This is a genomic window from Salinimicrobium sediminilitoris (assembly GCF_020866905.1).
In the GTDB taxonomy this organism is placed as follows: Bacteria; Bacteroidota; Bacteroidia; order Flavobacteriales; family Flavobacteriaceae; genus Salinimicrobium; species Salinimicrobium sediminilitoris.
The window spans coordinates 66,239-79,471 of record NZ_JAIVCC010000005.1; the positions used below are offsets into that span (position 1 = coordinate 66,239).

The following is a 13,233-nucleotide window of genomic DNA, read 5'->3' on the forward strand; positions in this document are numbered from 1 at the left end:
ATACTAACATCTCATATCTATTTATAGCTTCTCGTTTTAACTTCAATGTTTTCATAAACAAGGTCTTCTTTATGTAGAATCGCATCTGCCGGCTCGCCGGTGTATTCCCATGCGGCCACATACATAAAGTTCTCGTCGTCACGAAGGGCTTCCCCTTCTTCTGTCTGGTACTCCTCTCTAAAATGTCCTCCACAAGATTCTTCCCTGTGAAGTGCATCTTTCGCGAAAAGCTCTCCAAGTTCAAGGAAATCGGCTACCCTTCCGGCTTTTTCAAGTTCGGGGTTCATACTGTCGATAGTTCCTGGTACTCGTACTTCTTTCCAGAATTCTTCTCTCAAAGCTTTAATTTCTGAAATAGCTTCTTTTAATCCGGTGGCATTACGCGACATTCCTACTTTATCCCACATGATCTTTCCAAGACGTTTGTGGAAGTAATCGACAGATTTTGTGCCTTTAGTGTTTAGGAAACGCTCCAGTTGTCCGCGGATGTTCTTCTCTGCCGCATCAAATTCAGGTGAGTCGGTAGGGATCTTTCCGGTTCTAATGTCATTAGCCAGATAATCTCCCATAGTGTATGGAAGTACGAAGTACCCATCGGCCAGTCCCTGCATCAAAGCCGAAGCTCCCAATCGGTTGGCACCGTGATCGGAGAAGTTGGCTTCCCCGGCAGCATAAAGCCCCGGTACGGTAGTTTGTAAGTTATAATCCACCCAAAGTCCACCCATAGTGTAATGCACCGCAGGATAGATCTTCATTGGAGTTTCATATGGATTCTCGTCTACGATCTTCTCATACATCTGGAAAAGGTTTCCATATTTAGCTTCAACTACGGCTTTTCCAAGCTCGCGTATCTGCTCTTCGGAAGCATTTTCTATTTTTTGTGTGGAAACGGCTTCTTTTCCGTAGCGAATAAATGCAGCGCTAAAGTCAAGATAAACAGCTTCTCCTGTTTTATTTACTCCAAAACCGGCATCGCAACGTTCTTTAGCAGCTCTTGAAGCCACATCACGCGGCACAAGGTTACCAAAAGCCGGATAACGTCTTTCCAGGTAGTAATCGCGGTCTTCTTCAGCAAGTTGGGTTGGCTTCAGTTTTCCTTCGCGAATTGCTTTTGCATCCTCCAGTTTCTTCGGAACCCAGATACGTCCATCATTCCGAAGAGATTCAGACATCAGGGTCAACTTAGACTGATGCTCTCCTGAAACCGGAATACATGTCGGGTGAATTTGAGTGAAGCAGGGATTGGCGAAAAAAGCACCTTTTTTGTGAACCTTCCAGGCTGCAGTAACATTACTTCCCATCGCATTGGTAGAAAGGAAAAATACGTTTCCGTATCCACCAGAAGCGATCACTACGGCATGGGCACTGTGTCTTTCAATCTCCCCTGTAACAAGATCACGGGCAATGATACCACGCGCCTTACCATCAACCAGCACCACGTCAAGCATTTCATGACGGGTGTAAGATTGTATCTTTCCGCGGTTGATCTGCCTGTTCATGGCAGAATAACAACCTAATAATAATTGCTGACCTGTTTGACCTTTAGCATAAAAGGTACGTGATACCAGCACTCCTCCAAAAGAACGGTTGTCCAGGAGACCTCCATATTCACGGGCAAAAGGCACACCTTGTGCAACACATTGATCAATAATATTTCCTGAAACCTCTGCAAGACGGTAAACGTTTGATTCGCGGGAACGGTAATCTCCACCCTTTACAGTGTCGTAGAAAAGACGATAGTCTGAATCCCCGTCTCCCTGGTAGTTTTTTGCAGCATTGATTCCTCCCTGTGCAGCAATAGAGTGCGCTCGACGGGGCGAATCCTGGTAGCAAAAAGTCTTTACGTTATATCCAAGTTCTGCCAGAGTAGCGGCAGCACTACCTCCTGCAAGCCCGGTTCCTACCAGAATAATGTCGATATTCCGTTTGTTTGCGGGATTGACAAGATTGATCTTATTTTTATGATTGACCCACTTCTCGGCCAATGGCCCTTGTGGTACTTTAGAATCTAATACTCCCATAGCTTATATTTTTTCGAGTACGAAATAGATGTAAAACGGAATGATTGCGAACAACAGCGGCACCACAATGGAAAAAGCGACTCCCACTCTTCTCACAAAGGTGTTGTATTTTGGGTGGTTGATCCCCAGGGACTGAAATCCACTTCCAAAACCATGGTACAGGTGAAAACCAATTGCGATCATCGCAATTAAGTAAATAATTGCCCAGATAAGACCCATTTCTGAATCCTGAAAGGTCATTATTGTAAGCGTGTAAAGATCTTTTACCGTCTCCCCGTTAGCAGTTTCATAAACGGTGTCGTCAAGACCACCAAATTTCATTTCTCCCCAAAAGTTGATCAAATGGATCACAATGAATGCAAGGATCACGGTTCCAAGCACACCCATGTTTCGGGATGACCATTTGGAATTAGTAGAAGGTTTAAAACTAACATACCCTTGTGGTCGTGCTTTCCTGTTATTGATGGTTATGATAATACCATCGATCACGTGAAAAAGTATACTCGCGAAAGTAACTATTGACAACACCCTCACCGCAGGATTTGTAGTCATAAAAAGAGCGTACTCATTGAACTGATCCCTCGCACCCACTCCGGAGACCAACAATTGCAGGTTTCCTGCAAGATGACCTACAAGAAATAAACATAGAAACAGGCCGGTGAAAGCCATCCAGTACTTTTTTGCAAGCGATGACTTTAATAGCGCAGATTTTGCCATAAAATTTATGATTGTTTTAATAAAGTGAAAACAAAAATACGCCCTTTCACATCATTAGCAAACAAACCTTCTTTAATTAGTGTTTATTTAGAATAAATTTAAAGAAGCCGCAAAAAACACATTTTCGAGAGATAATGACAAGAAGCTAAGATAATTATACTTCAGGATACGGAATAAAAATTTCAATCAATTTATTTACCGAATGATCCTTCGCTGTCCGGGATATAGGTTTCAGGAATTTGTAAATCATTAAAAAATCCTTAAAAATTATTCCTTAACCCTTCCCAAGGCTTCTCTCTTTTAATTTTTTAAATTTGTAGCACACACTAAAAAACTCTCATGAAATATCACCAAATAGATCGAAAGCTGTTCATTAAGAACAGAAAGAATTTTACTGAAAAAATGCAGCCAAAAAGCCTGGCTGTTTTCAATTCCAATGACGTCTATCCTATTGGGGCAGATAGCACCATGACTTTCCAGCAGGCTCGTGACCTCTTCTATTTAAGTGGTGTAGACCAGGACAAGAGCATTTTGGTCCTTTTCCCTGATGCACCTTCAGAAAAGCATAAAGAAATGCTGTTCCTAACCGAAACCAATGATCATATCGCTGTTTGGGAAGGAGAAAAGTTAACAAAAGAAAGAGCAGAAGAAGTATCGGGCATCAAAAATGTATTTTGGCTAAAGGATTTTGAAAAGGTATTTTTTGAAGTCATGACTCAGTGCGACACTGTTTACTTTAATACAAACGAACACTACCGCGCCAACGTTGAAACTGAAACTCGTGAAGCCAGGTTCATCAAGTGGTGCAAGCAACAATTTCCGGCTCACCGAGTCGCGAAAAGCAATCCCATCCTGCAACGTCTGCGCTCTGTTAAGGATCCAATCGAACTGGATCTTATGCAAAAGGCCTGTGACATTACTGAAAAAGCTTTCCGCAGAGTTTTAAAATTTGTGAAACCCGGAGTTTGGGAATATGAGATCGAAGCCGAGTACTGGCACGAAATGATAAGAAACCGCTCAAAAGGTTTTGCATACACTCCTATTATTGCAAGCGGAAGTAATGCGAATGTTCTTCATTATATTGAGAACAACCAGCAATGTAAAGAAGGAGAGCTTATTCTTCTCGATACCGGTGCCGAATATGCCAATTACGCCAGTGACCTTTCAAGAACAATTCCTGTTTCGGGAAGATATACCAAGCGTCAAAAAGAAGTATACAACGCAGTTAACCGCGTGAAAAATGATGCTACCAGGATGCTCGTTCCCGGTGCCGACTGGGCAGAATATCATAAGGAAGTTGGAAAGCTAATGACCTCTGAACTTCTCAGACTTGGTCTTCTCGATAAAGCAGATGTTCAAAATGAAGATCCCGACTGGCCGGCTTATAAAAAGTATTTTATGCACGGAACTTCTCATAATATTGGTCTTGACACCCATGACTATGGATTGTTGTACGAGCCAATGAAAGCCAATATGGTATTCACCGTTGAACCCGGGATCTACCTTCCCGATGAAGGCTTTGGGATAAGACTTGAAGATGATGTGGTCATCCAGGAAAAAGGAGAACCTTTCAACATGATGGGCAACATTCCTATAGAGGCCGATGAGATCGAAGAAATCATGAATAGTTAGTTATTAGGAAATAGTTATTTGTTAAAGGTGACAATAAGCAAGGGCCACGAATCCACGAATTAAATTGGTGAATTTGTGGCCTATTTTTTACTAAAAAATACAATTACTTAATGTTCATAAACACTTATAAGAGCTTAGGTAAAAACCACACCTACATGGTCCTCAACTATAAAGGCGCAGAAATTTTTTACTCCGTAACCGGCGAAGGAGAGCCGACGGTATTGCTTCATGGGTTTCTGGAATCTTCAAAGATCTGGGAGGAATTCCTGCCTCAATTTTCCCGCTATGGAAAGATCATAACAATAGACCTTCCGGGGCATGGCAGGTCGGGTTGTATTGAGGAGGTCCACAGCATGGAACTCATGGCCGGTGCAGTTCTTGAAGTGCTCAAAACCTTAGGTGCCAAAAAGGCCAATTTCATAGGTCATTCTATGGGAGGTTATGTGAGCCTGGCACTTCTCAAAAAACACCCTGAAATGATAAAGGATCTCATGCTGCTCAATTCTACTCCCCAGGCAGATAGTGAAGAGAAAAAGGAAATAAGAGATCGATCGGTAAAATTGGTGAAGAGAAACAAAGGCACCTATGTAAGTATGGCTATCAACAACCTACTTTCCCCAAACAATACCGATAAATTTTCCGAAGAAATAGAAGAACTTAAGAAGACTGCAAAAAGTTTCCCCACCAAAGGCATCACTGCTGCTTTAAAAGGTATGAAAATTCGTACGGATAAGATAGATGTCCTCAGGAGCTTCAATGGAAATAAAATTATAGTTGCAGGCAAAGAAGATCCATTAGTTAATATTCAGGAGTTAAAGCAATTGGCAAAGAGCTGTGGCTGCAGGTTTGTCAGTTTTTCAGGGGGTCATCTTTCCTATATCGAAAATAAAGCTCAGTTCGTAAAACTGTGTATTTCAACGAATAATTAACGCTTTTTGTCGATTTTTAAGAAAAGTTTTTTAATTTTAATTTTGAAAACTTTTTTAAATTCTTTACCAATGGAATATAAAAAGCCCCTCTTATTTTCACCTAAGACCTGGATTTGTGCCATATTTGACCATCGTTTTGAGGTTTCTCAAAACATCACAGATCATATTAAGGAATACCAATGCACCCGATGCGGAGAAGAAATGACCGATACTGCACAGGGCTTTATTGCTAAACTCACTCCGAAGTTCAGGGAAACCAATGCCTATATAGCGGAGATCCATCAACGCAGATGTTCGAAAAAATTTTTCGAAAAAAAAAGAGCTTTCCAGGGCTTCTTAAAATTTACTCCTGAATAATTTCTGCTTTGTCTAGATCGAAATCATAGGAAATTGTGATTTCTCCTTCAATATTATCGAAGGCCCAAAACCAAATGTCTGTGTCATATAAGAGATCGTAAATTCGAACTCCTATTTTGGAGACGTTATTAATAGGAGTAAAGGTGACACCTGCTTTCTTATATTTTTTTACTGCACCACTCACAACTTTAATTTCTTCCGAACCATTGTAGCCCACAGATTTGTTCACCCGTTCCCCATAGCCATCAGTTTGGAAAAATACAGCCTGAAAATCATATTCTTCATTTCCATCTTCAGGAATAACAATTACTTCAATAATAATATCCTTTTTTCTGGTTAACTCTTTGAACTCATAGAGATTGTCACCACTACAGGAGATCAAAAGGCCGGCAAAGAGAAAAATGAAAATGAAGTGGGGGGATTTTATCATAAAAGAGTAGGTTTCGTATCGCAATATAAGTAGAACCTCCAAAGGATTTACTATTCTTGTAGTCCATTTCTCAAAGCAATGAATTGAAGTACTTTATCCGAACTCTTTTTCTTACTGTTCTCTTTACCATTTGCTTTTCAAAACCTGTATTTTCACAGGCTAATGATGTCGAAGCCGGACTGTTCAATATTGGGATTGGTAGTGTATTGGGGGGAGTAGGTGCAGTGATAAATAAGAAACCCGGAGAACGTACCGGTAAGGTTTTACTTAAAGGCTTGTGGCAGGGAGCAATAGGAGGTTATGTTGTATTTGAAAGTAAACGGCTGGTTCGGGAATTTGCCGAAACAGGGGATTTTGGATATGTGTGGCCAGTCAAAATTGTAAACTCCGCAGGCACTTCTATAATAGAGAATGCTGCTGCAAATCGCAATCTGTGGGAGAGATGGCATTTGAATATCGGTTTTAACCGCTTTGAAATAAATACAGAAGAAAATTTCAGATTGAGCTACAGGATTATGCCTGCAGCACTTGTAGCTTCCTTCTATCCAATTTCTGAAGGAAAATTTCACCTCAAGCATAGTCTTAAAATGGGGACCCTGGTCTTCACCACTCCCAAAATTGAGCAAGATGGCTATAGCTTTAGTGGACAATCTATAACGAATATGATCCTTATTAGAGAAGATCAAAGAGGAAAATTAGCCTTGCCCCATGAACTTATACACAATTTCCAGTATGAAAGGGTTTCAGGATTTAATTCATTTTTTATCAAACCGGAAAAAGCAATCGCCAAAGAGCTTGGCTTAACAAATTTGCTGAAAACCTACAACAAGATCTTTTATAACGATTACAACGCATTTCTTCAAGCTGGTTTGTACTGGCTCGCCAATCCAGGACAGGAAGAATATTGGAAAAACAACTTTTTTGAAAATGAAGTTGAATATTATACTAATACATTGCCAAAGAACAATTTTTTTAATTGAAAAATAAGATTTTTAAGTCTATTCTTCTTCACTCTTCATTGCATTCCAACCGCGTGCAATCAATTCAATCTTTTGATTGGCACGGGTAACAAGATGCATACCTTCATTCTTTTCGGTCATGTGGCCAATCACCGTAAAATTAGGGTTGCCCTTGATCTTGTCGTAATCTCCCTGGTCAATTGTAAAGAGGAGCTCGTAATCTTCCCCTCCACTTAAAGCAATGGTAGTACTATCCAGCTCAAATTCTTCGCACACAGAAATCACCGCGGGATCCAATGGGATCTTCTCTTCAAAGAGATTTACACCCGTTCCTGAATTCTTACAGAGATGGATGGTTTCAGAAGACAATCCATCACTAATATCGATCATTGAAGTAGGATGTAAATCCAGGGCCTTGAACAGCGGCGGAATATCCTGACGGGCTTCAGGTTTTAATTGTCGCTCAATAAGGTAGGTGTACGGGTCAAGATCGGGTTGGGAGTTTGGATTTACTTTGAATACCTGTTTTTCCCGTTCCAATACCTGTAGGCCCATGTAGGCAGCCCCAAGGTCTCCCGTAACTACCAGTAGATCATTAGCCTTTGCGCCACTACGATAAACAACTTCTTCTTCTTTGGCAGCACCCAAAGCAGTGATACTAATGATCATTCCCGAATTTGACGACGAGGTATCTCCTCCTACCACATCCACTTTATATAACTTGGCCGCCAGTTCAATACCCGAATAAAGTTCTTCGAGCGCCTCAACCGGAAAACGATTTGAAACTGCAATAGAAACAGTGATCTGGCGGGCTTTGGCATTCATCGCATACAAGTCGGAAAGGTTTACCATTACCGCTTTATAGCCAAGATGCTTTAGCGGCATATAGGATAGATCGAAATGAACCCCTTCCACAAGAAGGTCTGTGGTAACCACTACCTTCTCATCCTTAAAATCAAGTACGGCGGCATCATCGCCAATGCCTTTTAAAGTATTTTCAGGAGTAATGACAAAATTGCGTGTCAAATGGTCAATTAATCCGAATTCTCCGTATTCTGAAAGGCTTGTTCTGCTTTCCCCGCTGTTTTCAAACATAATCTTGGTGCATAAATTTTTGCAAAATTAAGGCTTAAATGTTCAATTGAGGAAAGATAAGCTTAAAAAGGCATTTTTGACAGGCGGGTAAATCCTCTTCTTTTCTTTTAATTCTGAAAATGAGATGCTTATATCTTAAACTCGCTCAAATCAAGGGAGAATGACAGATAGCGGATGCTAATGCCCGAATTCTTTTTTCTGATGGCATTTACTATGGTTAAACCTATTGTTTGTATTATATTTGCACTTAATTTAGAATTAATCTTTATAAGCAATGATAAAGGTAAGTGAAAGCGCCAAAACAAGAATAACCATGCTCATGCAGGAGGATGGATTTGATGCCATGCGTGATTTTGTTCGGGTAGGTGTGAAGAGCGGCGGATGCTCTGGCCTTTCCTATGATCTAAAATTCGATCACTCCCAGGCAGAGGGCGATCGGCTTTTTGAAGACAACGATATTAAGATCGTGGTAGACAAGAAGAGCGTTTTATACCTGGCGGGAACTATACTGGAATATTCCGGAGGCCTTAACGGCAAAGGATTCGTATTCAACAATCCCAACGCCCAACGTACTTGTGGATGTGGAGAATCATTTTCTCTCTAGCGAGAGAAAATTAATTCCGAATTCCGAGTTTAAAATTCAAAATTAGTAAATGAGCAGTATTACAAAATTTGAAGATTTAGAAATTTGGAAACTAGCAAGGGAGATCTGCCAGGAAGTTTATTTGATAAGAGAAAGAAGTAATTTGAAGAATGATTATCGGCTTTACGATCAATTAAATGGATCTTCCGGTTCAGTTATGGATAACATAGCAGAAGGTTTTGAGAGAAATGGGAATAAAGAATTTGCCCAATTCCTTTCGATAGCAAAAGCATCCTGTGGAGAGACAAGATCTCAATTATTTAGAGTTCTGGATAGAAAATACATTTCAAAAGAGGAATTCGATATTCAGTATGGAAAATTGATCAATCTTGGCAAACAAATTGGAGGGTTTAGAACATACCTTCAAACCAGTGATTTAAAAGGGAGCAAGTTCAAATAATCTTGAATCTTGAACCTTAAATTTTGAATTAGACAAAGATGGCATATACAGAAGATGATTTAAAAAAAGAGCTCGACAATAAAGAGTATAAGTACGGATTCTACACCGATATTGAATCTGACACTTTTCCTGTGGGGCTTAATGAAGATATTGTGCGAGCGATCTCCCTCAAGAAAAATGAGCCGGAGTGGATGACTAACTGGCGCCTTGAAGCTTTTAAGGCCTGGCAGAAAATGATCGAGCCGGAATGGGCGAATGTGCATTATAAAAAACCGAACTTTCAGGACATTTCTTATTATTCTGCGCCTTCAAAAAAGCCAAAATATGATAGTCTTGATGAAGTTGATCCAGAATTACTGGATACCTTCAAAAGATTGGGGATTTCTCTTGATGAGCAGAAAAAGCTTGCAGGGGTGGCGGTAGATGTTGTTATGGATTCTGTTTCTGTAACTACTACCTTCAAAAAAACCCTGGCCGAAAAAGGGATTATTTTCTGTTCGATGAGTGAGGCAATTCAGGAGCACCCAGAGCTTGTCAAAAAACATTTAGGAACTGTAGTGCCTCAAAAGGACAATTTCTATGCTGCTTTAAATTCCGCAGTATTTAGTGATGGTTCTTTCTGTTATATTCCTAAAGGAGTGCGATGCCCAATGGAATTGTCGACTTACTTCAGGATCAACCAGGCGGGGACGGGACAATTTGAAAGAACTCTTGTAGTTGCCGATGAAGGTAGTTATGTAAGTTATCTGGAAGGTTGTACTGCACCATCAAGGGATGAGAATCAATTGCACGCTGCAGTTGTAGAGCTTATTGCTTTAGATGATGCCGAAATCAAGTATTCAACAGTTCAGAACTGGTATCCCGGCGATAAAGAAGGAAAAGGTGGAGTTTATAATTTCGTTACCAAACGTGGTATTTGCGAAAAGAACGCCAAGATAAGCTGGACCCAGGTGGAAACAGGTTCGGCAGTGACGTGGAAATATCCGAGTTGTATTTTGAAAGGTGATAATTCTGTAGGAGAATTTTATTCTATTGCTGTGACCAATAATTACCAGCAGGCCGATACAGGAACTAAAATGATCCACATTGGGAAGAACACGAAGAGTACGATCATTTCCAAAGGTATTTCTGCAGGGTTTAGCCAAAACAGCTACCGTGGGTTAGTACAGATCAACAGCAAGGCCGAAAATGCACGGAATTTCTCACAGTGTGATTCCCTGTTGATGGGCGACAAATGTGGTGCGCATACCTTCCCTTACATTGAGGCCAAAAATAAAACTGCAAGGGTAGAACACGAAGCTACCACGAGTAAAATTGGGGAAGACCAGATATTTTACTGTAACCAGAGAGGAATTGATACTGAAAAAGCTATTGCCCTTATTGTTAACGGTTTCAGCAAAGAAGTATTGAACAAATTACCAATGGAATTTGCGGTTGAAGCGCAAAAGCTACTGGAAATTTCCCTTGAAGGCTCTGTAGGATAAGGAACTATGAAGAAGATTTATTTTTCATTACTAGCTGTTTTGTTCATGTTTACGGGATGTGGAGAAGATTCTACCCCCGAAGATGCAGAACAGGAAGTTGTGGTTGTGAAAGACAGCATCCCTACAATAACAGGGGATTTCATCTTTCTTGCAGATGCAGCAGTTATAAAAGGAAAAGATTTCATTTACGGAGTGGAGATGGACTCTATAAGCCGAAAGCTGGCCGATAGTGTTGCTTTTTTCAAAAGAGATGAATTTGATATGGTTCCGGTGACCGTAAAAGCAAAAATATTACAGAATCCCGGGCAACAAGGTTGGGAAGAGCTGGTACAGATAAAGGAGATCCTGGAGATATCTGCAAGAATCCCGGACACTGCAACTGCACCAAAAGTTAAAAAAGACATAGACAAACCCTGAGATTTCAGGAAATATAGAAATTATGCTTAAAATAAAGAATTTACACGCCAAAGTAGAAGGTCTTAAAATATTAAAAGGTATCGATCTCGAAATTAATGCGGGAGAAATACATGCTATTATGGGACCTAATGGTTCAGGAAAAAGTACGCTTTCTTCTGTTATCGCAGGGAAAGAAGAATATGAAGTGACCCGTGGAGAGATCATTTTTGAAGGGGAAGAACTTACCGAGTTTGATCCTGAAGAAAGAGCCCATAAAGGTGTTTTTCTTTCTTTTCAATATCCCGTAGAAATCCCGGGAGTAACGGTAACCAACTTTATGCGTACCGTGATCAACGCGAACAGAAAGGCCAAAGGTCTTAAAGATATGCCCGCGAATGAAATGCTGAAGAAGATTCGTGACAAATCTGAACTTTTAGAGATCGACCGCAAATTCCTGTCACGTTCACTTAACGAAGGATTTTCGGGAGGGGAAAAGAAAAGGAATGAGATCTTCCAAATGGCAATGCTGGAGCCAAAACTGGCTATTCTTGACGAAACAGATTCAGGTTTGGATATTGATGCGCTTCGTATCGTGGCCAATGGGGTCAATAAATTAAGAAGACCAGACAATGCTACTCTTGTGATCACTCACTACCAAAGACTGCTCGATTATATCATTCCTGACTTTGTGCACGTGATGCTTGACGGGAAGATCGTCAAATCTGGCGGAAAAGAACTGGCTTACGAGTTAGAAGAAAAAGGTTACGACTGGATCAAGGAAGAAGTAGGAGCGTAAGAACGCAGGAGAAAAACCTTTTAATTTTCCCCTTTTTGGGGAGTAAGAAAAAAGAATAATGGAGTTAAAAGATAAATTATTATCCTCATTTCTGGCTTTTGAAGAGAATGTGGACATGCATACAGATATCCACGAAATAAGAAGCCGGGCAATCAAGGATTTTGAGGAAATGGGATTTCCTACCAAAAAGCAGGAAGCCTGGAAATACACCTCGTTAAACAAGGTTTTGAAGCACGATTATACTGTGTTTCCAAAGAAAGAGGACACCATTGATTACCGGGATGTTGAAAAATATTTTATTGATGACATCGATACCTATAAGATCGTGTTTATCGATGGGATCTATGCTTCCCACCTCTCGGCTACCACACATGAGAAGATCGATGCCTGTTTGATGTCTTCTGCATTGAACAGTTCGAAGTACAAGCCAATTATTGACAATTACTTCAATACAGTGGCGCCAAAAGAAAGCCTTACCTCGCTTAATACAGCTTTTTCAAGGGAAGGTGCTTTTATCAATATTCCCAAGAACACCATGGCCGATAAGCCAATCCAGGTGATCAACTTTTCTACGGGAAATGAGTCGGCCCTTTTGGTACAGCCCAGAAACCTGATCGTTGTGGGAGAAAATTCTCATGTACAAATTATCGAGAGACACCAAAGTCTTACAGATCATCCGGTCCTTACGAATTCTGTAACCGAGATCTATGCCGATAAGCGTGCTATTGTGGATTATTACAAGATCCAGAATGACAATCACCAGGCTTCATTGGTCGATAATACATTTATTGAGCAGCACAGAGAAAGCAATTGTTCTGTTCACACCTTCTCTTTTGGTGGAAACCTTACCCGCAACAACCTTAACTTTTATCAAAAAGGAGAGCGCATAGATTCTACTCTAAAAGGAATTACTGTTATTGGCGGAAAGCAACATGTAGACCATAATACTCTTGTGCACCATATAGAGCCAAATTGTGAAAGTCACCAGGATTACAAAGGTGTTTTTGCAGAATCTTCCACAGGGGTTTTCAACGGAAAGATTATTGTGAACAAGGAGGCTCAGAAAACAAATGCTTTTCAAGCTAACAACAACATTCTTTTGGATGATAAGGCAACCATTAACTCAAAACCACAGCTGGAAATCTTTGCCGATGATGTGAAGTGTAGCCACGGTTGTACTATTGGACAGCTGGACGATGACTCCCTATTCTATCTTCGTTCCCGTGGGGTGCCTTTAAAAGAAGCAAGAGCATTATTAATGTACGCCTTCGCCAATAACGTATTAGAGAGTGTAAAAATCCCTGAACTTAAGACAAGGATCACAAAAATAATTGCTTTAAAACTTGGCGTAAATGTAGGCTATAGCCTCTAACG

Annotated in this window: 14 protein-coding genes; 10 read left to right on the top strand and 4 right to left on the bottom strand. The window is 40.5% G+C overall.

Features of this window, described 5'->3' with window-relative positions; translation table 11 throughout:
- Positions 1–17: 17 nt before the first annotated feature.
- Both LA313_RS05380 and LA313_RS05385 read right to left on the bottom strand, forming a co-directional pair.
- Complete coding sequence (locus LA313_RS05380) at positions 18–2,021, bottom strand: fumarate reductase/succinate dehydrogenase flavoprotein subunit (protein ID WP_228913653.1); 2,004 nt, start codon at positions 2,019–2,021, stop codon at positions 18–20.
- A gap of 3 nt (positions 2,022–2,024) precedes the next feature.
- Positions 2,025–2,738, bottom strand: a complete 714-nt coding sequence (locus LA313_RS05385) for a succinate dehydrogenase cytochrome b subunit (protein WP_228913654.1) — start codon at positions 2,736–2,738, stop codon at positions 2,025–2,027.
- A 339-nt stretch (positions 2,739–3,077) separates the two neighbouring features.
- Here LA313_RS05385 and LA313_RS05390 point away from each other — a divergent pair, with 339 nt between their 5' ends.
- From LA313_RS05390 to LA313_RS05400, 3 genes are all read left to right on the top strand, one after another.
- Complete coding sequence (locus tag LA313_RS05390; RefSeq protein WP_228913655.1) at positions 3,078–4,370, top strand: aminopeptidase P N-terminal domain-containing protein; 1,293 nt, start codon at positions 3,078–3,080, stop codon at positions 4,368–4,370.
- Between the two features lie 110 nt (positions 4,371–4,480).
- The gene (locus LA313_RS05395; protein ID WP_228913656.1) at positions 4,481–5,299 is read left to right on the top strand and encodes an alpha/beta fold hydrolase; all 819 of its coding nucleotides are present in this window, start codon (positions 4,481–4,483) and stop codon (positions 5,297–5,299) included.
- A gap of 69 nt (positions 5,300–5,368) precedes the next feature.
- Positions 5,369–5,656, top strand: a complete 288-nt coding sequence (locus LA313_RS05400) for a hypothetical protein (RefSeq protein WP_228913657.1) — start codon at positions 5,369–5,371, stop codon at positions 5,654–5,656.
- Here LA313_RS05400 and LA313_RS05405 read toward each other — a convergent pair.
- Positions 5,643–6,086, bottom strand: a complete 444-nt coding sequence (locus LA313_RS05405) for a hypothetical protein (protein WP_228913658.1) — start codon at positions 6,084–6,086, stop codon at positions 5,643–5,645. The genes LA313_RS05400 and LA313_RS05405 overlap by 14 nt on opposite strands.
- Positions 6,087–6,169: 83 nt before the next feature.
- Between LA313_RS05405 and LA313_RS05410 the strand changes: the two genes are divergently transcribed.
- A complete protein-coding gene (locus LA313_RS05410) occupies positions 6,170–7,066 on the top strand; it encodes a hypothetical protein (protein ID WP_228913659.1) in 897 nt (298 codons plus the stop codon).
- 18 nt (positions 7,067–7,084) lie between these two features.
- Here LA313_RS05410 and thiL read toward each other — a convergent pair whose 3' ends face one another.
- Positions 7,085–8,140: a thiamine-phosphate kinase gene (gene thiL, locus LA313_RS05415; protein WP_228913660.1), complete on the bottom strand. Its 1,056-nt coding sequence runs from the start codon at positions 8,138–8,140 to the stop codon at positions 7,085–7,087.
- A gap of 274 nt (positions 8,141–8,414) precedes the next feature.
- On the opposite strand from thiL, the gene LA313_RS05420 reads away from it, so the two are divergent.
- From LA313_RS05420 to sufD, 6 genes are read left to right on the top strand one after another with little or no spacing between them, the layout of a single operon-like run.
- Positions 8,415–8,744, top strand: coding sequence for a HesB/IscA family protein (locus tag LA313_RS05420; protein WP_228913661.1), 330 nt, complete (start codon positions 8,415–8,417; stop codon positions 8,742–8,744).
- Between the two features lie 49 nt (positions 8,745–8,793).
- Entirely contained in the window at positions 8,794–9,183 is a 390-nt protein-coding gene (locus LA313_RS05425) for a four helix bundle protein (RefSeq protein WP_228913662.1), read from the top strand.
- Between the two features lie 38 nt (positions 9,184–9,221).
- Positions 9,222–10,667, top strand: a complete 1,446-nt coding sequence (sufB, locus tag LA313_RS05430) for a Fe-S cluster assembly protein SufB (protein ID WP_228913663.1) — start codon at positions 9,222–9,224, stop codon at positions 10,665–10,667.
- Positions 10,668–10,673: 6 nt separating this feature from the next.
- Positions 10,674–11,084 carry a hypothetical protein gene (locus tag LA313_RS05435; RefSeq protein ID WP_228913664.1) on the top strand — a complete coding sequence of 137 codons (411 nt, stop codon included), beginning with the start codon at positions 10,674–10,676 and terminating at the stop codon, positions 11,082–11,084.
- A 22-nt stretch (positions 11,085–11,106) separates the two neighbouring features.
- Positions 11,107–11,859 (top strand): Fe-S cluster assembly ATPase SufC, encoded by a 753-nt coding sequence (sufC, locus tag LA313_RS05440; RefSeq protein WP_228913665.1) that lies wholly within the window; start codon positions 11,107–11,109, stop codon positions 11,857–11,859.
- A gap of 58 nt (positions 11,860–11,917) precedes the next feature.
- On the top strand, positions 11,918–13,231 hold the full coding sequence (gene sufD, locus LA313_RS05445) for a Fe-S cluster assembly protein SufD (protein ID WP_228913666.1): 1,314 nt from the start codon (positions 11,918–11,920) through the stop codon (positions 13,229–13,231).
- Positions 13,232–13,233: the final 2 nt, after the last annotated feature.

What these genes read in the sequence shown, in the direction of transcription:
- LA313_RS05380 (WP_228913653.1), bottom strand. Translation starts at nt 2,021, where the DNA reads ATGGGAGTATTAGATTCTAAAGTACCACAAGGGCCATTGGCCGAGAAG.
- LA313_RS05385 (WP_228913654.1), bottom strand. Translation starts at nt 2,738, where the DNA reads ATGGCAAAATCTGCGCTATTAAAGTCATCGCTTGCAAAAAAGTACTGG.
- LA313_RS05390 (WP_228913655.1), top strand. Translation starts at nt 3,078, where the DNA reads ATGAAATATCACCAAATAGATCGAAAGCTGTTCATTAAGAACAGAAAG.
- LA313_RS05395 (WP_228913656.1), top strand. Translation starts at nt 4,481, where the DNA reads ATGTTCATAAACACTTATAAGAGCTTAGGTAAAAACCACACCTACATG.
- LA313_RS05400 (WP_228913657.1), top strand. Translation starts at nt 5,369, where the DNA reads ATGGAATATAAAAAGCCCCTCTTATTTTCACCTAAGACCTGGATTTGT.
- LA313_RS05405 (WP_228913658.1), bottom strand. Translation starts at nt 6,086, where the DNA reads ATGATAAAATCCCCCCACTTCATTTTCATTTTTCTCTTTGCCGGCCTT.
- thiL (WP_228913660.1), bottom strand. Translation starts at nt 8,140, where the DNA reads ATGTTTGAAAACAGCGGGGAAAGCAGAACAAGCCTTTCAGAATACGGA.
- LA313_RS05420 (WP_228913661.1), top strand. Translation starts at nt 8,415, where the DNA reads ATGATAAAGGTAAGTGAAAGCGCCAAAACAAGAATAACCATGCTCATG.
- LA313_RS05425 (WP_228913662.1), top strand. Translation starts at nt 8,794, where the DNA reads ATGAGCAGTATTACAAAATTTGAAGATTTAGAAATTTGGAAACTAGCA.
- sufB (WP_228913663.1), top strand. Translation starts at nt 9,222, where the DNA reads ATGGCATATACAGAAGATGATTTAAAAAAAGAGCTCGACAATAAAGAG.
- LA313_RS05435 (WP_228913664.1), top strand. Translation starts at nt 10,674, where the DNA reads ATGAAGAAGATTTATTTTTCATTACTAGCTGTTTTGTTCATGTTTACG.
- sufC (WP_228913665.1), top strand. Translation starts at nt 11,107, where the DNA reads ATGCTTAAAATAAAGAATTTACACGCCAAAGTAGAAGGTCTTAAAATA.
- sufD (WP_228913666.1), top strand. Translation starts at nt 11,918, where the DNA reads ATGGAGTTAAAAGATAAATTATTATCCTCATTTCTGGCTTTTGAAGAG.